General features: G+C 61.9%; 22 protein-coding genes. 6 read left to right on the top strand and 16 right to left on the bottom strand.

What is annotated here, in order from left to right; all coding sequences use genetic code 11:
- Nucleotides 1–32: 32 nt before the first annotated feature.
- Entirely contained in the window at nt 33–722 is a 690-nt protein-coding gene (locus DTP52_RS12835; protein WP_109753692.1) for a DUF4197 domain-containing protein, read from the top strand.
- 136 nt (nt 723–858) lie between these two features.
- Here the strand turns inward: DTP52_RS12835 and DTP52_RS12830 are convergent, their stop codons facing one another.
- The gene (locus DTP52_RS12830; RefSeq protein ID WP_109753691.1) at nt 859–3,924 is read right to left on the bottom strand and encodes an efflux RND transporter permease subunit; all 3,066 of its coding nucleotides are present in this window, start codon (nt 3,922–3,924) and stop codon (nt 859–861) included.
- A gap of 6 nt (nt 3,925–3,930) precedes the next feature.
- Complete coding sequence (locus DTP52_RS12825) at nt 3,931–5,031, bottom strand: efflux RND transporter periplasmic adaptor subunit (protein ID WP_109753690.1); 1,101 nt, start codon at nt 5,029–5,031, stop codon at nt 3,931–3,933.
- 94 nt (nt 5,032–5,125) lie between these two features.
- Here DTP52_RS12825 and DTP52_RS12820 point away from each other — a divergent pair, with 94 nt between their 5' ends.
- Entirely contained in the window at nt 5,126–5,761 is a 636-nt protein-coding gene (locus DTP52_RS12820; protein WP_109753689.1) for a TetR/AcrR family transcriptional regulator, read from the top strand.
- 144 nt (nt 5,762–5,905) lie between these two features.
- Here DTP52_RS12820 and DTP52_RS12815 read toward each other — a convergent pair whose 3' ends face one another.
- Nucleotides 5,906–6,688, bottom strand: coding sequence for a class I SAM-dependent methyltransferase (locus tag DTP52_RS12815; protein WP_109753688.1), 783 nt, complete (start codon nt 6,686–6,688; stop codon nt 5,906–5,908).
- 92 nt (nt 6,689–6,780) lie between these two features.
- Between DTP52_RS12815 and DTP52_RS12810 the strand changes: the two genes are divergently transcribed.
- A complete protein-coding gene (locus DTP52_RS12810; protein WP_109753687.1) occupies nt 6,781–7,401 on the top strand; it encodes an energy transducer TonB in 621 nt (206 codons plus the stop codon).
- A gap of 13 nt (nt 7,402–7,414) precedes the next feature.
- On the opposite strand, the gene DTP52_RS12805 is transcribed toward DTP52_RS12810, so the two are convergent.
- The 7 genes from DTP52_RS12805 to ppc all read right to left on the bottom strand — a co-directional run bounded on the left by DTP52_RS12805 (nt 7,415) and on the right by ppc (nt 14,860).
- Complete coding sequence (locus DTP52_RS12805; RefSeq protein ID WP_109753686.1) at nt 7,415–8,113, bottom strand: extensin family protein; 699 nt, start codon at nt 8,111–8,113, stop codon at nt 7,415–7,417.
- A gap of 16 nt (nt 8,114–8,129) precedes the next feature.
- Complete coding sequence (locus DTP52_RS12800) at nt 8,130–8,951, bottom strand: oxaloacetate decarboxylase (protein ID WP_109753685.1); 822 nt, start codon at nt 8,949–8,951, stop codon at nt 8,130–8,132.
- A 31-nt stretch (nt 8,952–8,982) separates the two neighbouring features.
- Complete coding sequence (locus DTP52_RS12795; protein WP_109753684.1) at nt 8,983–9,843, bottom strand: DUF72 domain-containing protein; 861 nt, start codon at nt 9,841–9,843, stop codon at nt 8,983–8,985.
- Nucleotides 9,843–10,151 (bottom strand): hypothetical protein, encoded by a 309-nt coding sequence (locus tag DTP52_RS12790; RefSeq protein WP_109753683.1) that lies wholly within the window; start codon nt 10,149–10,151, stop codon nt 9,843–9,845. The genes DTP52_RS12795 and DTP52_RS12790 overlap by 1 nt, the downstream gene beginning before the upstream one ends.
- 370 nt (nt 10,152–10,521) lie before the next feature.
- Complete coding sequence (gene tsaB / locus DTP52_RS12785; protein ID WP_109753682.1) at nt 10,522–11,199, bottom strand: tRNA (adenosine(37)-N6)-threonylcarbamoyltransferase complex dimerization subunit type 1 TsaB; 678 nt, start codon at nt 11,197–11,199, stop codon at nt 10,522–10,524.
- A 93-nt stretch (nt 11,200–11,292) separates the two neighbouring features.
- Complete coding sequence (adk, locus tag DTP52_RS12780; protein WP_109753681.1) at nt 11,293–11,940, bottom strand: adenylate kinase; 648 nt, start codon at nt 11,938–11,940, stop codon at nt 11,293–11,295.
- Nucleotides 11,941–12,229: 289 nt separating this feature from the next.
- Nucleotides 12,230–14,860, bottom strand: coding sequence for a phosphoenolpyruvate carboxylase (ppc, locus tag DTP52_RS12775; protein ID WP_109753725.1), 2,631 nt, complete (start codon nt 14,858–14,860; stop codon nt 12,230–12,232).
- A gap of 180 nt (nt 14,861–15,040) precedes the next feature.
- Between ppc and DTP52_RS12770 the strand changes: the two genes are divergently transcribed.
- The 3 genes from DTP52_RS12770 to DTP52_RS12760 all read left to right on the top strand — a co-directional run bounded on the left by DTP52_RS12770 (nt 15,041) and on the right by DTP52_RS12760 (nt 16,923).
- Nucleotides 15,041–15,385, top strand: a complete 345-nt coding sequence (locus DTP52_RS12770; protein ID WP_109753724.1) for a pilin assembly protein — start codon at nt 15,041–15,043, stop codon at nt 15,383–15,385.
- Nucleotides 15,386–15,669: 284 nt separating this feature from the next.
- Nucleotides 15,670–16,083: a DUF4398 domain-containing protein gene (locus DTP52_RS12765; RefSeq protein ID WP_109753680.1), complete on the top strand. Its 414-nt coding sequence runs from the start codon at nt 15,670–15,672 to the stop codon at nt 16,081–16,083.
- A gap of 51 nt (nt 16,084–16,134) precedes the next feature.
- The gene (locus DTP52_RS12760; protein ID WP_109753723.1) at nt 16,135–16,923 is read left to right on the top strand and encodes an OmpA family protein; all 789 of its coding nucleotides are present in this window, start codon (nt 16,135–16,137) and stop codon (nt 16,921–16,923) included.
- 189 nt (nt 16,924–17,112) lie between these two features.
- On the opposite strand, the gene DTP52_RS12755 is transcribed toward DTP52_RS12760, so the two are convergent.
- The 6 genes from DTP52_RS12755 to lysS all read right to left on the bottom strand — a co-directional run bounded on the left by DTP52_RS12755 (nt 17,113) and on the right by lysS (nt 22,854).
- Nucleotides 17,113–17,442, bottom strand: a complete 330-nt coding sequence (locus DTP52_RS12755) for a hypothetical protein (RefSeq protein ID WP_045155163.1) — start codon at nt 17,440–17,442, stop codon at nt 17,113–17,115.
- Nucleotides 17,439–18,344, bottom strand: coding sequence for an alpha/beta hydrolase (locus DTP52_RS12750; RefSeq protein WP_109753679.1), 906 nt, complete (start codon nt 18,342–18,344; stop codon nt 17,439–17,441). The genes DTP52_RS12755 and DTP52_RS12750 overlap by 4 nt, the downstream gene beginning before the upstream one ends.
- Before the next feature lie 155 nt (nt 18,345–18,499).
- Nucleotides 18,500–19,777, bottom strand: a complete 1,278-nt coding sequence (locus DTP52_RS12745; RefSeq protein WP_109753678.1) for a flavohemoglobin expression-modulating QEGLA motif protein — start codon at nt 19,775–19,777, stop codon at nt 18,500–18,502.
- A gap of 51 nt (nt 19,778–19,828) precedes the next feature.
- Nucleotides 19,829–20,383: a hypothetical protein gene (locus tag DTP52_RS12740; protein ID WP_109753677.1), complete on the bottom strand. Its 555-nt coding sequence runs from the start codon at nt 20,381–20,383 to the stop codon at nt 19,829–19,831.
- A 151-nt stretch (nt 20,384–20,534) separates the two neighbouring features.
- Nucleotides 20,535–21,251, bottom strand: a complete 717-nt coding sequence (locus DTP52_RS12735) for a TetR/AcrR family transcriptional regulator (protein WP_109753676.1) — start codon at nt 21,249–21,251, stop codon at nt 20,535–20,537.
- A 100-nt stretch (nt 21,252–21,351) separates the two neighbouring features.
- On the bottom strand, nt 21,352–22,854 hold the full coding sequence (gene lysS / locus DTP52_RS12730; RefSeq protein WP_109753675.1) for a lysine--tRNA ligase: 1,503 nt from the start codon (nt 22,852–22,854) through the stop codon (nt 21,352–21,354).
- Nucleotides 22,855–22,950: the final 96 nt, after the last annotated feature.

The following is a 22,950-nucleotide window of genomic DNA, read 5'->3' as shown; positions in this document are numbered from 1 at the left end:
CGCTTTTTCCAAATTTCTTCAAGGACGCCATCATGCTTCGCTCTACCCTCCGTTTCACCGGCCTGTGCGCAGGCCTGTTGATCTGCGCCAATGCCATGGCCCTGTCCCTGGGCGACCTGTCGCAAAAAGACGCCGCGGGCGGCCTCAAGGATGCCTTGACCCAAGGCGCACAGGTTGCGGTCAAGCAACTGGGTACACCCGGCGGCTTCAGCAACAACCCGGATGTGAAGATCGAACTGCCAGGCAAGCTGGGCAAAGTCGCCAGCAAGATGAAAGCCTTCGGCATGGGAGACCAGGTCGATCAATTGGAAACCAGCATGAACCAGGCCGCCGAAGCCGCCGTGGTCCAGGCCCAGCCGATCCTGGTCAATGCCGTGAAGAACATGAGCGTGGACGATGCCAAGGGGATCTTGAGCGGCGGTAACGACTCGGCGACGCAATACCTGAACAAGAGCAGTCGCGAACAGATCCGCGCCAAGTTCCTGCCCATCGTCAAGCAAGCCACCGACAAGGTCGGCCTGGCGCAGAAGTACAACGCCTTCGCCGGCCAGGCCGCGACCTTCGGCGTGCTCGACACCAAAAGCGCCAACATCGAAAACTACGTGACCGAGCAGGCGCTGGACGGATTGTTCGAGATGATCGGCAAGCAGGAAGCCGCCATTCGCCAGAACCCGGCAGCTGCAGCGACCAGTTTGGCGAAGAAGGTTTTCGGTACGCTCTAGGATTGCGCGCAAAACACCTGTGGGAGCGAGCCTGCTCGCGATTGCGGTATCAGCCATAGCATCTCTGTTGGCTGTTACATCGCTATCGCGAGCAGGCTCGCTCCCACATTTGATCTTCAGTGTTATCCGAATCGCGTCAAGTCTTCTTGACCCTGAACCACGCCGCATACAACGCCGGCAGGAACAACAGCGTCAACGCCGTCGCCACGATCAAGCCACCCATGATTGCCACGGCCATCGGCCCGAAGAACAGGCTGCGCGACAGCGGGATCATGGCCAGCACCGCCGCCAGCGCGGTGAGTACGATCGGGCGGAAGCGGCGGACCGTCGCTTCGATGATCGCCTGCCAGGGCGACAGCCCCGCCTTGATGTCCTGTTCGATCTGGTCCACCAGGATCACCGAGTTGCGCATGATCATCCCCGACAGCGCGATAGTGCCGAGCATGGCGACGAAACCGAACGGCTGGCGGAACACCAGCAGGAACAGGGTGACGCCGATCAGCCCCAAGGGCGCAGTGAGAAACACCATGGCCGTGCGCGAGAAGCTGCGCAGCTGCAGCATCAGCAACGTCAACACCACCACGATGAACAGCGGCACACCGGCATTCACCGATTTCTGGCCGCGAGCCGAATCCTCTACTGTACCGCCCACCTCGAGCAAGTAACCGGACGGCAGTTCGGCACGAATCGGGTCCAGGGTCGGAAAGATCTGCTGCACCAGGGTCGCCGGTTGCTCCTTGCCATAGATATCGGCCCGTACGGTCACGCTCGGCAGACGGTTGCGGTGCCAGATCACCCCCTCTTCGAAACCGTATTCCAAGGTCGCGATCTGCGACAGGGCAACGCTCCTGCCGTTGTCGGTCGGCACCGCCAGGCTCGACAGCAATGACAATTCGGTGCGCTCATGCACCGTGCCGCGCAGCAGGATTTCGATCAGCTCATTGTCTTCGCGATACTGGCTGACGCTGGAGCCCGTGAGGGAGCTGCGCAGGAAACTCGCCAGATTGGCGGTGCTGACACCCAGGGCCCGGGCACGGTCCTGGTCGACGTTCAGGTACACCACCTTGCTCGGCTCTTCCCAGTCCAGATGCACATTGGCCACGTAAGGGTTTTCTCGAACTTTCGTCGCCACTTTGCGTGCCAGGGCCCGGACCACTTCGATGTGTTCACCAGTAACGCGGAACTGCACCGGGTAGCCGACCGGCGGGCCGTTTTCCAGGCGTGTGACCCGCGAGCGCAGGGTCGGGAACTGTTCGTTCAGGGTAGTGATCAGCCAACTGCGCAACGGCTCGCGATCTTCGATGGTCTTGGCCAGCACCACGAACTGGGCGAAGCTGGACGCTGGCAGTTGTTGATCCAGCGGCAGGTAGAAACGCGGTGAACCGGTGCCGACATAAGCCACGTAATTGTCGATGCCGGCGTGGTCCTTGAGCAGCGCTTCAAGGCGCTTGACCTGCTCGGCGGTGTTGCTCAGGGAGGCACCTTCCTGCAGTTTCAGGTCCACCATCAACTCCAGCCGTCCCGACGCCGGGAAGAATTGCTGCGGCACGAAACGGAACAACACCACCGAGCCCACGAACAACAGCACGGTCAGGGTGAGGACGGTTTTGCGACGACGCACGCACCACTCCACCATCCGCCGGACACGCTGATAAAACGGCGTGCCGTAAGGGTCGGTCTGGCCGTCAGCCGTGCCATGTTTGGCCGCGTGAATTTTCGCCAGGTCCGGCAGGAGTTTTTCCCCCAGGTACGGCACAAACACCACGGCAGCCACCCAGGACGCCAGCAATGCCAAGGTCACGACCTGGAAAATCGAACGGGTGTACTCGCCGGTGCCCGATTGCGCGGTGGCGATCGGCAAGAACCCCGCCGCCGTGATCAACGTACCGGTGAGCATCGGGAACGCCGTGCTGGTCCACGCAAAACTGGCGGCCTTGATCCGGTCGAAGCCCTGCTCCATCTTGATCGCCATCATCTCCACCGCGATGATCGCATCGTCCACCAGCAGCCCCAGCGCCAGTACCAGCGCGCCGAGGGAAATCTTGTGCAGGCCGATCCCCAGGTAATACATCGCCGCGAAGGTCATCGCCAGCACCAGCGGAATCGCCAGGGCCACCACCATCCCGGTGCGCAGGCCCAGGGAGAAGAAGCTCACCAGCAATACAATCGTCAGCGCTTCCACCAGCACCTGGACGAACTCACCGACCCCGGTCTTCACCGCCGCCGGCTGGTCCGACACCTTGCGCAATTGCATGCCGGCCGGGAGCGTATCCTGGATACGGGCAAAATCGACCTCAAGGGCCTTGCCCAGGACCAGGATGTCACCACCGTCCTTCATCGCCACGGCCAGGCCGATGGCGTCTTCGCCCATGAAACGCATGCGTGGCGCCGGTGGGTCGTTGAAACCCCGGCGCACATCCGCCACATCACTGATACGGAACGTACGATCGGCGACCCGGATCGGGAAGTTGCGGATCTCTTCCACGCTCTGGAAATTCCCCGAAACCCGTAGCTGCAATCGCTCGCTGTCGGTTTCGAAGAAGCCCGCGGTCGATACCGCATTCTGCTCCTCCAGGGCCTGCTGTACCGCCGCCAAGGGCAGGCCAAGGGTCGCCAGCTTCACGTTCGACAGCTCGATCCAGATCTTCTCGTCCTGCAAACCGATCAGTTCGACCTTGCCCACGTCCTTGACCCGCTGCAGCTGGATCTGGATGCGATCGGCGTAGTCCTTGAGCACGGCGTAGTCGAAACCATCGCCGGTCAAGGCGTAGATATTGCCGAAGGTAGTCCCGAACTCATCGTTGAAAAATGGCCCCTGGATACCCGGCGGCAAGGTATGGCGGATGTCACTGATCTTCTTGCGGATCTGGTACCACAGCTCCGGGATCTGCGCCGAATGCAGGGAGTCGCGCGCCATGAAAGTCACTTGGGACTCCCCCGGCCGGGAGAACGAAACGATCCTTTCGTAATCGCCGGTTTCCATCAGCTTCTTTTCGATGCGCTCAGTGACCTGGCGCGAGACTTCCTCGGCCGTGGCGCCCGGCCAGTTGGTACGGATCACCATGGCCTTGAAAGTGAATGGCGGGTCTTCGCTCTGGCCGAGCTTGGTGTAGGAAAGCGCGCCAACGATGGCCAGCAACAGCATCAGGAACAGTACGATCTGGCGGTTGCGCAGCGCCCATTCGGAAAGATTGAAACCCATCGTGGATTACTCCTTCGCCGTCAGGTTGACCACGCGGTTGGAGCGATCCACCGGCCGCACCTGCTGGCCGTCGAGGAGCACATGCACGCCGGCCGCCACCACCCAGTCATCGGGGCTGAGGCCTTCAAGCACCGGAACGGTCTTTTCGCCGAAGGCGCCGACTCGGACCGGGACCTTTTTCAGCGTGTTGTCGGCGTTGACGACCCAGACATAGGTCGCGCCATTTTCAGCCGTCAGGGCCGACAACGGCACCGACAGCGGCACCTTGTCGGCGGTCTGGATAAATACCCGGGCACTCTGGCCCAGCTCGGCCGGAACACTGCCGGCAGTGAAGGCCACCCGGGCGGCGAAGGTACGGGACCTGGGGTCGGCGGCCGGCGACAGTTCGCGAATGCGTCCGCTGAAACGCTGGTTGGGCTGGCTCCACAGTTCGACCGAAACCGGCTGGCCGATCTTGAACCGGCCAAACCCCTGTTCCGGGAGGCTGATCAACACTTCACGCTCGCCATCGGTGGCCAGGGTGAAGACGGTTTGCCCGGCCGACACCACCTGCCCAACCTCCACCGAACGCCGGGCGACCACGCCATCCTGGGGCGCACGCAGCACCGAATAACTGGCCTGGTTGTTGGCGACATCGAACTCGGCCTTGATCTGCTTGAGCCGCGCAGTGCCTGAGCGGTAAAGGTTTTCGGCGTTGTCGTACTGGGAACGGCTGACCATCTGCCGCTCCATCAAGGTCTTGTAGCGATCACGCTCGGCGCGGACCAGGTTCAGGTTGGCCTCGGCGGCGGCGACCTGGGCACGGGTCGCTTCCAGTTGCAGGCGCACATCCTCGGGATCGAGCTCGGCCAGCGGTTGATTGGCCTTGACCCGCTGCCCCTCTTCGACCAGCCGTCGGCTCACCTTGCCGCCAATGCGAAAGGCCAGGTCGGGCTCGAATCGGGCCCGCACTTCGCCAGGGTAACTGTCCATCGCCTGGGCCGACGGCTCGGGCTTGACCACCATGGCGGGGCGCACGGCGACGGGCACCGGCTCGTCATGACCACACGCAGACAATAAAAAAGCCAGGGTGACTGGCACGGCGAGGGGCAGGGCATAGCGGAACATGGCGAGTGACCTTTCGCTAATGGTGCTTGGAATAATTATACTGACGAGTATGTTATTAATAGCAAACTCACCAGTCCAGTATTAAAGCGAAGAAATGTCGAACAATCTTTCACCCCCCAGCGGCCCCGGTCGCCCGAAGGATCTGGCCAAGCGCCAGGCCATTCTCGACGCGGCGAAGCGGCTATTCGTGAGCATGGGTTACGCCAGCACCAGCATGGACGCCGTCGCCACCGAGGCGGGGGTGTCGAAGCTGACCGTCTATAGCCACTTCACCGATAAGGAAACGTTGTTTTCCGCTGCCGTGATCGCCAAGTGCGAAGAACAGGTGCCGCCGCTGTTTTTCGAATGGCCGGACGGCGTTCTGATCGAACACGTGTTGCTGAACATTGCCCGTGGTTTTCACCTGCTCGTCAGCAGCGAGGAATCGGTGAACCTGCATCGAGTGATCATGGCCCTGGGTAGCCAGGATCCGAAACTCTCGGCGATTTTCTACGAAGCCGGCCCGCAACGGATGCTCTCAGGCATGGAACGCCTGTTGACCAAGGTCAACCAGAGCGGCGCCCTGAGCATCGACAAACCACGCAATGCTGCCGAGCATTTCTTCTGTCTGATCAAGGGCGCGGCGAACTTTCGCCTATTGTATGGCTGCGGCACGCCACTGGAGCCTGAAGCGGCCGAGAGTCATGTGCAGGAAGTGGTGGGGTTGTTTATGCGGGCTTATCGGCCTTAGCTCGACCAATGGCCCTTCGCTAGCTGGGAGGGCCTCATCGCGAGCAGGCTCGCTCCCACAGTTTGATCGAGAAGGCTCACAGAGTCTGTGTTCACCAGCGATTCCTGTGGGAGCGAGCCTGCTCGCGATGCAGGCGCCGCGGTCTCAGGCCTTGAGCGCTTTCTTGGGGTAGATGTCGTAGCGACTGGACTTGCCATCAAGCCCATGGCTCGGCTTCGGCCCTTCGATGCACGGGGCCTTGCGCGGACGCTTGACCACCACCCGGTGAGTCGCCAGCGCCAAGGCGGCGGCGAGCAGTGCCGGGGCGTCCGGGTCATCGCCCACCAGGGGCCGGAACAGGCGCATTTCCTTCTTCACCAGGGCGGTTTTCTCACGATGGGGAAACATCGGGTCCAGGTAGATCACCTGGGGCGGTTCGCCTTCCCAGTTGCGCATCACTTCGATGGAGTTGCCCTGGAGCAAACGCATGCGCGCCACGATCGGCGCCACGTCGAAGTCTTCCGCCCCACGGGCCAGGCCATCCTCCAGCAGGGCCCCGATCAGCGGTTGACGCTCGATCAGGCTCATTTCGCAGCCCAGGCTGGCCAGCACGAACGCGTCCTTGCCCAACCCGGCCGTGGCATCCAGCACCCGCGGGCGCACACCCTGGGCGACCCCGACGGCCTTGGCGATCATCTGACCACTGCCACCGCCGTACAACCGACGATGAGCCGCCCCGCCCTCGACGAAGTCCACCCGCACCGGTCCTGGCGCGTCCGGGCCCAGTTGCTGCAGTTGCAGGCCCTGCTCGCCGACCTGCAAGGCAAACTCGCCATCGTCCACCTGCAAAGGCAGGCCAAGCCGCTGCGCCCAACGCTCGGCCTGCGGCTGGAAGGCCGGGGCCAGGGCTTCGACATGGATGCGGCAGGCCACAGGTTGCTCACTCATGAAAAACACGCTCAAAAAATTAATGATCGGCAAAAATGGCCGATAACAAAGGTGAACGGCATTTTGCCAGAGCTGAGCGTCGACCGAGAAAAATGTCAGACATTCAATCCACATCGATAGGCGTTATCTCCCCTTACGGCGATTACAGCCTGCGTAACACCCAAGCGCTGAGCGGCGTCAGTCACCTGTGGCAGGACTTTTTTGCCCGGGCCCTGGCCGATCAACTGGGGGATAACGCACCGGCGCCTGGCAGCTACCAGCCAGTAGCCCTCGATGAGGCTGTTGAACCGACCCTCGGCGCTGAGCTGCTGGAGCACATCGTCAGCCAACGCACCTGCGAAGTGACCGAAACACCGGTCAAGCCGCCTGAGCCGTTGTTCCTGCCCATCGCCGAATTCGAACTCGACCTGCTGGACAAGCCCTTCCCGCCCTTCCCAGAGGAAGAAATCGCTGCCCAGCAAAAACAGCAGACCTTCGAGAGCAACTGGGTTCGCCCACTCGTCCTCGCCGCTGGCCAACCGCTGCCGGAACCCGGCCCGGCACCGCAACCGCGCCCATTGCACCTGCCGATTGCCGAGTTCGAACTCGACCTGCTGGACAAGCCGTTCCCGCCCTTCCCGGAAGAGGAATTGGTGGCGCAACAGAAGCAACTGGACTTCGACATCCGCTGGGCACGCCCGATCGTGCTGCAGAACCTGCGTATCGCCGCCTGACCCGCTCAGGACACTAGCGGCAGATCCACCATGGACCCACATCCAGATGAAAATGGTTGCGGTGCGCCGCGTTGTAATCCGGACTCAACACCACACTGAACATATCGCAGGCGCCGTCCCGGGCCTGGCGTAGAAACCGTGCATCGGCATTGTCCTTGGGCCAGTCCCTGAGCACGCTGACCGTGCGGCCATCGGCCAGGCGAAACCCGGCGATGTCCAACGCACTGGCGGTAGCATGCTGGCTGCGCGCGCCGCTCTCACGCCCGTACATGTTGCGGCAGGCGAAACTGCCCAGGTGATCGACCCGCGTCACTTTCTGCCCGTAGACCGCCATTGCCGCCGGCTGCAACCCATGGCGCTCGAACAGCGCGAACGCTACCGCCAACGGGCAACTGGCGAGGAAACTGCTGCTCAGCGCCACCTCACCACCCTGCACCCTCAGCACATTGGTCAGCGGGCACGTCGAGCTGGCGCCGCTGTCCGCCTGGCGAGCGGTGCGCAGCCCCGAGGTGGCGAGGGCCTGATCGCACAGCTGCGGGTCGTTGCGCAGGGCCATGAGCTTGAAGCGGGTCAGCAGGTTGGGCGCGAGATTGACGTCCAGGGGCGCCCAGGGATTCCATTGCGGCGGCAGCGCCACCCAACCGCGCCATACCCCCAGCCCTGCGAAACCAACAATCAGTGCCACTACCGCAAGAGCTTTCCAAAACCGCACGACAATGCCTCGGGCATCAACCCTTGAATAATTGATTGGCCTGCTTGAACGGCATCGAGCGGCGGGTGAAAGTGAACGTGCCCTGTTGCTGGATTTCCTCGGCGGCGCGGAAGAACTCACCATACGCGGCCAGGGCCAACGCCGATCCAACGCTGATGCGCTTGACGCCCAATTCGCTCAACTGCGCGACGGACAGGTCCAGCGCCCCGGACATCAGCACGTTCACCGGTTTCGGCGCCACGGCCCGCACCACCGCAAGTACTTGTTCGGCGCTGCTCAGCCCCGGGGCGTACAACACGTCGGCCCCCGCGTCCGCGAAGGCCTTCAGGCGGCCAATGGTGTCATCCAGGTCCGGATTGCCGTGCAGGAAGTTTTCCGCCCGGGCCGTCAGCAGGAAGGGATACGGCAAACCGCGTACGGCGTCGGCAGCGGCCTTGACCCGCGCCACGGCATGTTCGAAGCAATAGATCGGGCTGTCTTCGCGCCCCGTGGCATCCTCGATCGAACCACCCACCGCACCGGCCTTCGCCGCACGGAGCAAGTTACGCGCACACTCCTCGGGCGCATCGGCAAAACCGTTCTCCAGATCGACGGCCACCGGCAGATCAGTAGCGGCCACAATCGCTCGCACGTTAGCCAATGTGTCATCCAGGCCCAGTGCACCATCGGGCCGTCCCAAGGAAAAGGCATGGCCGGCACTGGTGGTCGCCAGGGCTTCAAAGCCGAGGCTGGCCAGCATTTTGGCCGAACCGGCATCCCATGGGTTGGGAATGACAAAAGCCCCTTCGCGTTCGTGCAAGGCCTTGAACGCCTGGGCTCGACGGGTTTGCGCATCCATGAGTTCGCTCCTGAGCAGAGAGGAAGTGGCCTCAGAGCAAACCCAGTTGCTCGGCGGCGGGCTCTCTATATAGCTCAGGCAGGGCCGGCAAGCCAGGCAATCGACGCATCAATCGGCTGTGGAAGTGTTGCGCGAGCCGGGCCGCCAGCAGATTGTCGGCGGTGTGCAGGAAAATATAGGGCGTGCGCCCTTCTTCGATCCACCCGGCGATTTTTTCCACCCAGGGCGTCAGAAACGGCTCGTTGGCTTCCAGCACCGGATGGCCGATGAAGCGCACTTGCGGACATTGGGTGAACGCCGCAGGCCGGGGCGGTACCCGGGGCTTTTTCGATTGTGCGTGGAGCACGGCGGGATCGGGCGAAGTGCAACTGAACAAGGCCCGGGGATCGAGGCAGATGCGTTCGACACCGCGATCGAGCAACAGGCGATTGAGACGTCGTTCGGCATCGCCCTTGGCGAAGAACTCATCATGACGGACCTCCACGGCCAAGGGCCGCTGCAAGGCGTCGATGAACCCCGCCAGTTCCGGCAACCGATTCGGGGTAAAGGCCTTGGACAGTTGCAGCCAGTACGGCGAGACACGCTCGCCCAAAGGGCTGAGCAGTTGCAGGAAGGTTTCGGTGGCCGTCAGGCGCTCACGCAAATCACCGTTGTGGCTGATGTCACCGGGAAACTTGGCGGTGAAGCGAAAGTGCTCGGGCATGGTTTCTGCCCACCGCTGCACGACGGCCGCAGATGGGCTGGCGTAGAAGGTCGTATTGCCTTCCACGGCATTGAACACTTGGCAATAGAGATTCAGGAAGTCGGTGCTTTTGGCGTCCTGGGGATAAAGATAATCGCGCCAGGCGTTTTCGCTCCAGGAGGGGCAGCCCAGGTAGTAAGGCAATACCATCAGATGTAGAGATCGAGTCCCAGCACTTCCATATCCCAATCGACGAAACCGGCGGTGCTCAGGTAGCTGGCCAGGGCCGTGGCGACACTGCGGCTCATCGCACGGTGATAAAGCATGTCTTGCTGACGGGCGGGAAGATTGCTCAGGCGTTGCGCGGAGGCTTTGGCGGCACGGGCGGCCAGTTGCTCTTCAGACGGAAACTCCAGTTCGCCATCGATATCATCGAAGGACTCCTGCTCAGCGATTTTGCCTGCACGAGGCTTGCGCTTGATGGGGTAGGACTGGGATGAAACGCCGTCTATACGCATAACAGAATGCTCGGTATCAATGATGGCAATTTAGCGGCACTTTCGCAGCCGCGCAAATGCGCAAGTGATAACTAGAACACATAAAGCCTAAAAGGTTTAAAAACGGGCTGAAAAAGTGACGACTGGCAATATCAGGCGTGACTTTTGGGTGAGGAAATGACTTTTTTAAGCGGAATGATTTTGTTGCAGGGCGACTGACTTGGGGGCTGAGGGTGGGGAATGCCTTTGTGGCGAGGGGATTTATCCCCGCTGGGTGCGAAGCGCCCCCCCGACATCTATGTGCCATGCACACATGGCGAGTGCTACGCACTCGAGCGGGGATAAATCCCCTCGCCACAGTGTGCTCACTTGAGAAATGGGGTGAGGTTTTTTACCGCTCGGACTTGGGCGTTGCGACCTTGTCCCGCAGGTACACCGGTTGCGCATCGTCAGCCCGGATGGCTTCGCCACGCGCCCAGGCGAAGCGGGCCAGGGTTAGCAGGTCTTCGGCATGGGGCAGCATCGAGGCGTCCTGGCCGGTCAGGCTGACGGCAATCCGCTCGCCATAACCCCAACCGGTACCGGCGCCGAACCAGTCACCGTCGGCCCCGCTCGGCAAAGCCGCGGCTTCGGGTGGCAGTACTGCCTCAGCACCGACCAGGCGCATCTCACCGTCGGTTTCGCGATAGCAGCCCCAATACACCTCGTCCATGCGCGCATCGATGGCCGCCGCGACTTGGCGCGCTCCCTGTTCGCGCAAGGCACGCTGGGCCAGCACCGCCAGGTTCGACACCGGCAACACCGGCCGCTCCAACGCAAACGCCAGCCCCTGCACCACACCAATGGCGATGCGCACGCCGGTGAAAGCCCCCGGCCCGCGGCCAAAAGCAATCGCGTCCACGGCCTGCAAGGTCGTCCCGGCATCGCTGAGCAATTGCTGGATCATCGGCAACAGCTTCTGCGCGTGCAGGCGCGGGATCACCTCGTAATGGCTCGTGACCGTGCCGTCGTGCAGCAAGGCAACGGAGCAAGCTTCAGTCGCGGTGTCCAGGGCCAGCAAGGTACTCATCGATGTGTCCGTAAATCAGGTGGAAAAAAGTGCGCCAGTATAAACAACTACGGCCCGCAAGCGGGCCGTAGTTAGTGCAACTGATCAGACTTTTCAGCTCAAGGCTGCAAGCACCTTGGCAGTGATCGCTTCAACCGAACCGACGCCTTCGATATGGCTGTACTTCGGCTTGCCATTGGCAGCCGACAGTTTCTGGTAGAAATCCACCAGCGGCTTGGTCTGGGAATGGTAGACCGACAGGCGATGACGCACGGTTTCTTCGGTGTCGTCCTTGCGCTGCACCAGGTCTTCACCCGTCACATCGTCCTTGCCTTCGGTTTTCGGCGGGTTATAGACGGTGTGATAAACACGACCGGAAGGCTCATGAACGCGTCGACCGGCGATACGCTGGACGATTTCCTCGTCTTCGACGGCGATTTCAACCACCGCATCGAGCTCGACACCAGCAGTCACCAGGGCTTCGGCCTGGGGAATGGTGCGCGGGAAACCGTCGAACAGGAACCCCTTGGCGCAGTCGGGCTGAGCGATGCGATCCTTGACCAGGGCAATGATCAGGTCATCCGACACGAGGCCGCCGGCATCCATGATGCTCTTGGCCTTGACGCCCAGCTCGGTGCCCGCCTTGACTGCGGCACGCAGCATGTCGCCAGTGGAAATTTGCGGGATACCGAATTTCTCGGTGATGAACTTTGCCTGAGTACCTTTACCGGCCCCGGGAGCTCCCAGCAGAATGACGCGCATCGATGTGCTCCTCAATTTTTTTATGTAAACGCTCGGATTCGCCTCGTGGGGCCAATCGCGGAAAACAGGATCGTGACCGCCCAAACGGCCAAAGGCTGATCAAGATACACAGCAGGCCCGACCCACACAAGCCGCCGAAAGTCGGAGGAACCCGCGCCCGATACGACCTTCGGAGGGGGTAGCGAGAGTCGCAACCGGGCAACAAACTGTCGCCTGGCCGACCTGCTCCCTCCCCCACCGGACAACGCCCGGGAACGCCGGGCGAGCTGTTTCGGTGCGCTGCCTAACCTTAGCCGGTATTGCGCAAACCGGCGGCAATCCCCGCCACAGACACCAGCAACGCCTGTTCCACGGGGCTGCCCTGGGCCCCATCCTGTTGCCGCGAGCGTGCCAACAGTTCGGCTTGCAACAGGTGCAGCGGGTCGAGGTAGGTGTTGCGCAGGCGAATGAATTCCAGTGTGGCTGGGCTATGTGCCAGTAGCTGCGACTGACCGGTCAACCCCAGGACCACGGAACAGGCCTGCGACAATAGGTCGCGTAAATGCGCACCCAAAGATAGGAGCCCCGGCTCCACCAGACGCTCGTCGTAGGAGCGGGCAATATCGGCGTCAGCCTTGGCCAGCACCATTTCCAGCATATCGATGCGGGTACGGAAGAACGGCCATTGCTCGCGCATCTGCCCCAGCAATTCACCTTCGCCGCGCTCCAAGGCCTTGCTCAGCGCGGTTTCCCAGCCGAGCCAGGCCGGCAGCATCAGGCGGGTCTGGGTCCAGCCGAAGATCCACGGGATCGCCCGCAGGCTTTCGATACCGCCGGCGCGACGCTTGGCCGGACGGCTGCCCAGGGGCAGGCGCCCCAGTTCCTGCTCCGGCGTGGACTGGCGGAAGTATTCGACAAATTGCGGGTTTTCCCGCACCACGGCGCGGTAGGCACTGACGCCGTCGGCCGCCAGTTCGTCCATCAGGTGTCGCCACTGGGGCGTGGGTGGCGGCGGTGGCAGCAGCGTCGCTTCAAGCACCGCGGCGAGGTAAAGATTGAGGTTCTGTTCGGCGATGTCCGGCAGGCCGAATTTGAAACGAATCATTTCGCCTTGTTCGGTGGTGCGGAAACGCCCGGCCACCGAACCCGGTGGCTGGGACAGGATCGCGGCATGCGCCGGACCACCACCACGGCCCACGGTGCCGCCACGACCGTGGAACAACAGCAGTTCGACTTGCTGCTCGCGGCAGATGTCCACCAGCCGCTCCTGGGCCCGGTACTGCGCCCAGGCCGCCGCCGTGGTCCCGGCATCCTTGGCCGAGTCGGAATAGCCGATCATCACTTCCTGGGGGCCTTGCAGCCGCGAGCGATAGCCGGGCAGACCCAACAGTCGCTCGATCACCGGCCCGGCGTTATCCAGGTCGGCCAGGGTCTCGAACAACGGCACCACCCGCATCGGCCGCAATACACCGGCCTCCTTCAACAACAGCTGCACGGCGAGGACATCAGAAGCCGCGCCGGCCATGGAGATCACGTAGGAACCCAGGGACGCCGCCGGTGCCGCGGCCACTTCCCGGCACGTCGCCAACACTTCCGCGGTGTCGGCCGACGGCTTGAAATGGGCCGGCAGCAACGGACGCCGGTTGTTCAGCTCCTCCAGCAAGAAGCTGATGCGTTGCTCCTCGTTCCAATCTTCAAAGCGCCCCAGGCCCAGGTAGTCGGTGATTTCCGTCATGGCGGCGGTATGACGCGTCGAGTCCTGGCGTACATCGAGGCGCACCAGGAACAAGCCGAACGTCACCGCCCGGCGCAGGCAATCGAGCAGCGGCCCATCGGCAATCACGCCCATGCCGCATTGGTGCAACGAGTGGTAGCACAGCTCCAGCGGGTCCAGCAGCTCGCGGTTGTGCTGCAACACATCGGCGCCTGGCGGCGTGGCGGCGGTCAGGGAGGCGTGGGCCCAGTTGCGGGTGGCGCGCAGGCGCTCACGCAGTTGCTTGAGCACGGCGCGATAAGGCTCGGCGCTGTCGCCAGCCTGGGCACGCAAGACCTCGCTGGCATGTTGCATCGACAACTCGGCCGCCAGTTGATCGACGTCGCGCAGGTACAGGTCCGCTGCCATCCAGCGCGCCAGCAACAGCACCTCGCGGGTCACGGCAGCGGTGACATTCGGGTTGCCGTCGCGGTCGCCGCCCATCCACGAGGCAAAGCGGATCGGCGCCGCCTCCAGTGGCAGGCGCAGCCCGGTGGCGGCATGCAGGGCCTGGTCGGCCTTGCGCAGGTAATTGGGAATGGCCTGCCACAGCGAATGCTCGATCACCGCGAACCCCCACTTGGCTTCATCCACCGGAGTCGGCCGGGTGCGGCGGATTTCTTCGGTGTGCCAGGCTTCGGCGATCAATCGTTGCAGGCGCTCGTGGATCTGCGCGCGCTCGGCGCTGGTCAGGTCGCGGTGATCCTGGGCCGCCAATTGCGCAGCGATGGCGTCGTACTTCTGGATCAGCGTACGGCGGGCCACTTCCGTCGGGTGAGCCGTGAGGACCAATTCGATTTCCAGCCGCCCCAGTTGCCGGGCCAGGGCCTCGGCGCCATGGCCCTCGGCTCGCAACCTTGCAAGCAGTTCGGGCAGCACCCGCGCCTCGAAGGGTTGCGGCTGTGACTCTTCGCGACGATGGATAAGTTGATATTGCTCAGCGATGTTGGCCAGGTTGAGAAACTGGTTGAACGCCCGCGCCACCGGCAGCAGTTCGTCCTCGCTCAACTGGTTGAGGCTGGCGCTGAGCTCGGCATCCACGGAACCGCGCCGGTCAGCCTTGGCGCCCTTGCGGATCTGCTCGATCTTGTCGAGAAACGTGTCCCCATACTGTTCGCGGATGGTATTGCCCAGCAGTTCGCCGAGCAGGTGGACATCCTCGCGCAAGCGAGCATCGATATCGGTCATCAGCATTTCTCCAGCAAAAAAGTCCGGACAGCTCTTGCATTAGAGAGTGCCGATGCCCGTCGCTTATGACAAGCGACGAAGGGACTTTAAACCTTACACAACGAAGCTAGTCTCATGAGTAAGCCACACAACGGCTTGTCACTCACCGCGCCTGCCACGAGCAGGCTGATTGAGGTCATCATGAAAATTCGTGAGCTTGCCCAGAATTGGGAAGAAAACGCCAAGGGCCGCCTGACCCAGACCGGCTACACGATCCATCTGGACGTGGAAGCCGCCGCACGGCTGGCGGCGATCTGCGACATGTACCCCAAGCGCCAGCCCGAAGAGCTGCTGGGCGAACTGATCGGGGCGGCGCTGGAAGAGCTGGAAGCAAGCTTCCCCTACATCAAGGGTTCGCAAGTCGTCGCCACCGATGAAGAAGGCGACCCGCTGTACGAAGACGTGGGCCCGACGCCACGGTTCCTCGCATTGTCCCGTCGGCATCTGCACGAACTTTCCTCGCAGAACGACAAATCCAAACACTGACTTCCTTCCCTCCAGGTTGCGATTTTGCGGCGCGGTGTCTCTTTCCACTGCGCCGCAATACCGCTGCGCGCCTGGAAAGTTCAGCTTTTCTGCCGCTGACCGATCAGTCAGTAATTCTTTTGGCGAATGGCCATCCTCGCTGAACTTTTGAAAAACGCCTCGGGTCACACCGAGTAACCATACTGGAACGGTCGTTTAAATAAACGCGCCTTGGCGCCCGCGCCAACCCACACGTCACAGCTTCGGTCCCAGCATGGATTTGTAGTTTTTTCAGGAGTTTTCCAATGGAGTTGAAGCCTATGAATACCTGCACTGCCAAACCCTCATCCACTGGCCTGCGCGGCCTGAAGTTGGCTGCCCTGGCTATCGGTAGCAGCTTCATCCTCGCCGGGTGTGCTGGCAATCCACCTTCGGAGCAGTACGCGGTGACCCAATCGGCGGTCAACAGCGCCGTCAGCGCCGGCGGTACCGAATTCGCCGCGGTGGAAATGAAATCGGCCCAGGACAAGCTCAAGCAGGCCGAGATCGCCATGCATGACAAGAACTACGCAGAAGCCAAGCGTCTGGCCGAACAGGCCGAGTGGGACGCCCGCGTCGCCGAGCGCAAGGCCCAGGCCGCCAAGGCCGAACAAGCCCTCAAGGACTCTCAGAAAGGGGTTCAGGAACTGCGTCAGGAAGGCATGAACAAGGTTCAGTAAACCGTTCACGCCACGACGTACTTCTCATTGATAAAAGGACGACAGACTATGATGCACAAACACTTGATGATGCCCGCCCTGCTCGCTGCCTGCGTAGCCCTGGCCGCTTGCTCCCACGACCCGAACGCGAACCTGGAACAGGCTCGCACCAACTACAACGGTCTGCAGGCTGACCCGGCGGCAACGAAAGTGGCCGCATTGGAAACCAAAGACGCCGCCGACTTCTTGGCCAAGGCCGACAAGGCCTACCTGGACAAGGAAGACGAAGCCAAGGTCGACCAGTTGGCCTACCTGACCAACCAACGCGTTGAAGTGGCCAAGCAGACCATCGCCCTGCGCAACGCCGAAGCCGAGCTGAAAAACGCCGGTGACGAACGCGCCCGTGCCCTGCTCGATGCGCGTAATGCGCAGATCAAGCAATTGCAGGACAGCCTGAACGCCAAGCAGACCGAACGCGGTACGCTGGTGACCTTCGGTGACGTGCTGTTTGCCACCAACAAGTCCGACCTGCGCGCCAGCGGCATGACGAATGTGAGCAAACTGGCGCAGTTCCTCCAGGAAAACCCGGACCGCAAGGTGATCATCGAAGGCTACACCGACAGCACCGGTTCGGATTCCTACAACCAGTCGCTGTCCGAACGCCGCGCCAGTTCCGTGCAACTCGCGCTGGTGAAAATGGGCGTCGATCCGGCCCGTATCGTGACCCAGGGTTACGGCAAGGAATTCCCGGTGGCCGACAACACCAGTGTCTCGGGCCGTGCCATGAACCGTCGGGTGGAAGTGACCATTTCCAACGACAACCAGCCAGTGGCCCCGCGTTCGACCATGAGCGCCAACTGATCGGCTGAGTGCAACAAAAAAGCCCCGCCTGAGTTAATCAGGCGGGGCTTTTTCATGCCCGCACACATTCTTCGAGCCAGCCATATTCCCTGTGGGAGCGAGCCTGCTCGCGATAGCGGTGGTTCAGTAAACACCTATACAGCTGACCTGCCGCCATCGCGAGCAGGCTCGCTCCCACAGGGGGGTTGCTTATGGCTGCAATTTTTGTGGCGTCTCCTGCCCCATGCAACGCACCGCGCGCTTCTTCTCGTTGATCAGCACGCCGGTCAGGCCTTTCTGTTCGGTGTCGAACAACACCAGCACGCCGTCGATGCACTGGGCCACCTGCGGCGCCGGTTCCAGGGCGACTTTGTAGTCCTCGCCCGGCACGGTCTTGAGCATGGTGAATTCATTGAGCAGCAACGCGTCCTCGGGTTTGGCGAAGTGCAGGTAGCCGTAGTACCAGAGCACCGCGACGGTGCCGAGGATGCTGCAGATACCGGTGATGATCAGGGGGATGGCGTTACGTTCTTCGCTCATTGCGGGCTCTCTGAAGATTCAACGGGTGATTTCGGATAATTCGGGACTTCGCCCAGGCGGCGCAGGCCGTCAAAGTGCTGGGGGTCGTCAAGGTAACGCAGCATCACTGTGCGCCAGACCGGGTCGGCGAATGTCTGCACATGTCCGCCGCGGGTCAGTTGCAGGACCCGCGGCGGCGGCGCAGCTTGATACAGACGGATGCCGTTGGAAAGAGGCACGATGGGATCATCCAGGCTGTGGTAGATCAATTTCGGTACGCCGGTCAATTGCGCAACGGAGGCAATCGCGCTGTCACCGTCGGGCACCAGCCAGGACAGCGGCACCTGGAACGCCCAGGTCAGCCACGAAGTGCTCAGGGCGAAACGCCCGACGTCGCGATAGCTGGCCGGCACGCCATCGAGCACCAGGGCCTTGAGCTGCCGTTGGCGCTGGGGATGCTCGACCAGATAATGCACCGCCAGCGCGCCGCCCAGGCTCTGGCCGAGCAGTACCAGTGGCCTGCCTTGGACATCAGGAGATTGATCGAGCCATTTGAACGCGGCGTCGATGTCCTGGTAAATCGCCGGCAGGCTCGGCTCACCTTCGGACACGCCGTAACCACGGTAGTCGACCATCAACACCTGGTAACCACGCTCCGGCAACCACCAACTCCCACCCAGGTGCCAGGCCAGGTTGCCGCCATTGCCGTGCAGATGCAGCACCGTGCCCTTGACCTCCACGCCGGGTTTGACCGGCAGCCACCAACCACGCAGCTTGAGACCGTCGGCGGTGGTCAGGGTGACGTCGCGGTACTCGAGCTTGGCCCGCTCCGGGGTGAACGGCAGGCCGCGCTCGGGGTAGAACAGCAGGGAGCTGCAACCGCTCAGGGCCAGCAGCAGGCAAATGATGCCGAGGGTTCGCATCCGGTGAAACCTCGCAAAATCAGAAGTTATAAACAGTCCCCCTGTGGGAGCGAGCCTGCTCGCGATAGCGGTCGGACATTCAACATCAATGTTGACTGGAACACCGCTATCGCGAGCAGGCTCGCTCCCACATCTTTAACCGCATCGCATTGTGTTCAAAGGATGTTGGAATAATCCGCTTCGATCCGATCCAGGCTCAGGTGGTTCAGGAAGTTGGAAAAACACATCCAGGCCGACAGCGCGTTCATGTCGCGAAACTGCTCGGGCAGGTACTTGGGCGGTACGACCAGGCCTTCGTCCACCAGTTGCCGCAACGTGCGCATGTCCTCAAGCGTGGTCTTGCCGCAGAACAGTAGTGGCACCTGTTCCAGCTTGCCCTTGCGCACGGCCAACTGAATGTAGTTGTAAACCATGATGAAGCCCTTGAGGTAGGACAAGTCTTTGGTGAATGGCAGCCCGGTCGGCACCGAGCCACGGAACACCCGGCTGGCGTTACCGTAGCTTTCAGCCATTTCAAAGCCCTGCTCGCGGAAGAACTCGAAGATCTGCAGGAAATCGGCCCCCTCCTCCACCATATGAATGGCGCGGGTGCGGTTGGTGAGTTTGCGCAGACGACTGGGGTAGGAGGCGAAAGTGATGATCTCCATCAGGATCGCCAGGCCTTCCTGAGTCACGGTGGATGAGGGCGGCCCCTTGGACAGGAAGGTGCAGATCGGTTGGTTCAGGCCGTTGAGGGTGGTGCCGACATGCACCAGCCCTTCGTGGACCTCCAGCGCCCGCACGTCACGCTCGTTGAACATCGCATCGGTGCGGATCTTGATGTAGTCCGCCCCCGCCGCCGCATCGGCCACGATGCCATCGGACTCGAACACGCGGATGGTTTCCTCGGCTTCGCCGAACACCCGGTTGAGCCGATGCTGCAGCAAGCTGACAGCGTCCTTGGCGGTGAGGATCTTCGGCTCGTCCTTCAGGTCGCCACGGCCATCGATGTTGTTCAGGTAGTCGGACAGCATCAACCCCAGGTCTGCCAGGGTCGGGTCGCCGGCGTGGAACGCATCGGAAGCCGCACCGTACAGCTCCTGGGAAATCAGCCCGAAATCCTCGGTGCCGCGCGCTTCGAGCATGCGCACCACCATGCGGTATTCCTTGCACATGCGCCGCATGATCTGGCCGACCGGGTTGAACTGCCCGAGTTGGCGGGTGATGTCACGCTCGATGTTCTGGAACTCCAGCTTCACCTTGCTGGAATCGAAGGACAACGGCCGGTTGAGGTAATAGTCGCGGTCCACGGCGGGCATTTCCTTGCCCTTGGCCTTGAGGAATCCCTTACGGATGCTGTCATCCCATTTCACCGCGTCGAGAATGCGAATCGGCGTTTGCGCCAGCACAATGCGATCGGACAAGGTGCGTATCGTCTGCTGGTAATCGTCCACCCGGAACTCCTGTGAAAAAACGTCCGCTTGTTGCTGTTATTGGGTTGTTGCTTATTGGGATTTGAGCAGCCGCTGGTAACGCACGGCCTCCGAGAACACATCGGAATTGGCCGGGTCGTCGAGGTAACTGAAGACCTTGTTCATGTCGCTGTCCACCAGCACGCCGTCGCCTTCTTCGCTCGGGTTCGGCTGGCCACTGAGGCGTTTCTGGTCGATGGCCTGGTTAATCTGCTCCAGGTCCAGGTTGTAGACCACCAGTTCCTGTTTATCGGTCAGTTCAAAACCGGCGATCACGAAATGCCCGCCATACCGTGCCGGCACCTTGGCCGACAGGTACCAGCGGCTGCCGTGACGGGAGACGGTCAAGGGAATGGCTTCGCGCTCATGGGGCCTGGCCCGGAAGTAGCTGATGGCCTGGTAGTGGTGTTTGCCGATCTCGGTCAACTCCAGGTTCAACGGCTCACCCCAGGCGTTGGTGCTGGTCCAGTGACCGAGCAAGCCCTTGGGCGCCGCTTCGCTCTCCGGCAACGGAGCCTTGAAGGACACCAGGCAGCCACTGAGCAGCAGCAACGACATGGCCAGTACAACGGCACGCCAGGCTTTCATTGGAACTCCCTATGGCACATGTTGCCTTGCCCTTGTGGCGAGGGAGCTTGCTCCCGCTTGAGTGCGCAGCACTCACAAAAAGGGGCCGCTGCGCAGCCCAGCGGGAGCAAGCTCCCTCGCCACAGGGACGGTGGTGGCCTCCACAAAGGGACTACACCGACGCCAGTACCAGGTGCATGTAGCGGGTCAGGATACCGAGCATATCTTCATCGGCTACCGGCTCGGCGCCATTGAGCAAGCCCTGATATTCCATCCGTCCGATAATCGCCGTCAACACTTTGGCATCCTGTTGCGGCTCGCGGGAGCCTAATACCTGGAAAAACTGACACGTGCCGTGCAGCAAAATCTGCTGGTGGGAACGCACCAACTCCGCCAGGCGTGGGTTGAGCAGCGCTTCCTGGCGAAAGGCCTGTTCGGCCATCAGGTACTCGCGGCGACTGTCCAGTTGGTGCTGTACATAGTCAGCGGTCATCCGGGCGATGTCGTCCGCCAGTTGCGAGCGTGATTGGGCGCTGCCGTCACCGTAGGCGACCATTTCCCGCAGCAGGCCTTCGTTGTTGGTCCACAGCTTGGCCATGAATGCCGCACTGCGTTCCACGTACTGGGCAAAGGTGTCGGTGAGCAGGTCATCGATGTCCTTGAAATAGTACGTGGTGGCCGACAGCGGCACGCCGGCTTCGGCAGCCACGGCGCGATGGCGTACGGCTCGCACGCCATCGCGCACCACGATGCGCATGGCCGCGTCGAGAATTTCCTGGCGACGCTGCTCACTGCCCTGTCGGCTGGCCTTGCGGCCCTGGTACTGAACACTTTCAGCGACAGCCGTGGCGACGCCCGCTGCACCTTCTGAAGCCATTGCACGATTCACGACAGGTCTTCCTCTTTTTTTCAAAAGTAACCAATTGATACGTTTGTACCAGACAGGCAATAAAAAGCCGCCCTTCCAGGCGGCTTTTTAGTTGAAACACTTACGCTTGAGGCCGCATGTGCGGGAAGAGAATCACATCCCGGATCGACGGTGAGTTGGTCAACAACATCACCAGGCGATCGATGCCGATGCCTTCACCAGCGGTCGGCGGCATGCCGTACTCCAGGGCACGCACGAAGTCGGCATCGTAGTGCATGGCTTCGTCGTCGCCGGCGTCCTTGTCGGCCACCTGGGCCATGAAGCGCTCGGCCTGGTCTTCGGCATCGTTGAGCTCGGAGTAGGCATTGGCGATCTCGCGGCCACCGATGAACAGCTCGAAACGGTCGGTCACGCTAGGGTTCTCGTCGTTACGACGGGCCAGCGGCGACACTTCGAACGGGTACTGGGTGATGAAGTGCGGCTGTTCCAGCTTGTGCTCGACCAGCTCTTCGAAAATCATCACTTGCAGCTTGCCCAGGCCTTCGAAGCCGAGCACCTTGGCCCCGGCCTTCTTGGCGATGGCACGGGCCTTGTCGATGTCGTTCAGGTCAGCGGCGCTGATCTCAGGGTTGTACTTGAGGATCGAGTCGAACACCGACAGGCGCACGAACGGTTCGCCGAAGTGGAACACCTTGTCGCCATACGGCACGTCGGTGGTCCCGAGAACAAGCTGCGCCAGCTCGCGGAACAGCTCCTCGGTGAGGTCCATGTTGTCTTCGTAGTCGGCGTAGGCCTGGTAGAACTCGAGCATGGTGAACTCGGGGTTGTGCCGGGTCGAAACACCTTCGTTACGGAAGTTGCGGTTGATCTCGAAGACTTTCTCGAAGCCGCCGACAACCAGGCGCTTGAGGTACAGCTCCGGCGCGATACGCAGGAACATTTCCATGTCCAGGGCGTTGTGGTGGGTCTCGAACGGCTTGGCCGCCGCGCCACCGGGGATGGTCTGCAGCATCGGCGTCTCGACTTCCAGGAAGTCGCGCTTCATCAGGAAGCTGCGGATGTGGGCGATGACTTGCGAGCGCACGCGGAACGTCTGGCGCACGTCTTCGTTGACGATCAGGTCGACGTAGCGCTGGCGATAGCGCTGCTCGGTGTCGGTCAGGCCGTGGTGCTTGTCCGGCAGTGGGCGCAGGGACTTGGTCAGCAGGCGCACGCTGGTCATTTCGACGTACAGGTCACCCTTGCCGGAACGGGCCAGGGTACCTTCGGCGGCAATGATGTCACCCAGGTCCCAGGTCTTGACGGCGGCCAGGGTTTCTTCCGGCAGAGTCTTGCGGTTGACGTAGACCTGGATGCGCCCGGTCATGTCCTGGATCACCATGAACGAACCGCGATTGAGCATGATGCGACCGGCCACCTTGACTGGAATCGCCGCCTCGGCCAGCTCTTCCTTGGTCTTGTCCGCGTACGTCTTCTGCAAGACGTCGCAGTAGGCGTCGCGGCGGAAGTCGTTGGGGAAGGCCTGGCCCTTGGCACGCTCGGCAGCAAGCTTTTCCTTGCGCAGGGCGATCAGGGAATTTTCTTCCTGTTGCAGGGCTTGCGGGTCGAGTTCTAGGTCGCTCATGTCTTTAAGGATTCCATCACAGGTTCGTTGCCCCCGGCCCCGGGGCCGGAGTTTGCGGGCGAGCAGCGCTCCCTGGTGGAAGCGTGCCTGCCCGCC

The organism is Pseudomonas sp. 43mfcvi1.1 (assembly GCF_900115935.1).
Classification (GTDB): Bacteria; Pseudomonadota; Gammaproteobacteria; order Pseudomonadales; family Pseudomonadaceae; genus Aquipseudomonas; species Aquipseudomonas bijieensis.
Note: the sequence above shows the minus strand (reverse complement) of the source record. Positions and strands in the feature narration are given on the sequence as shown.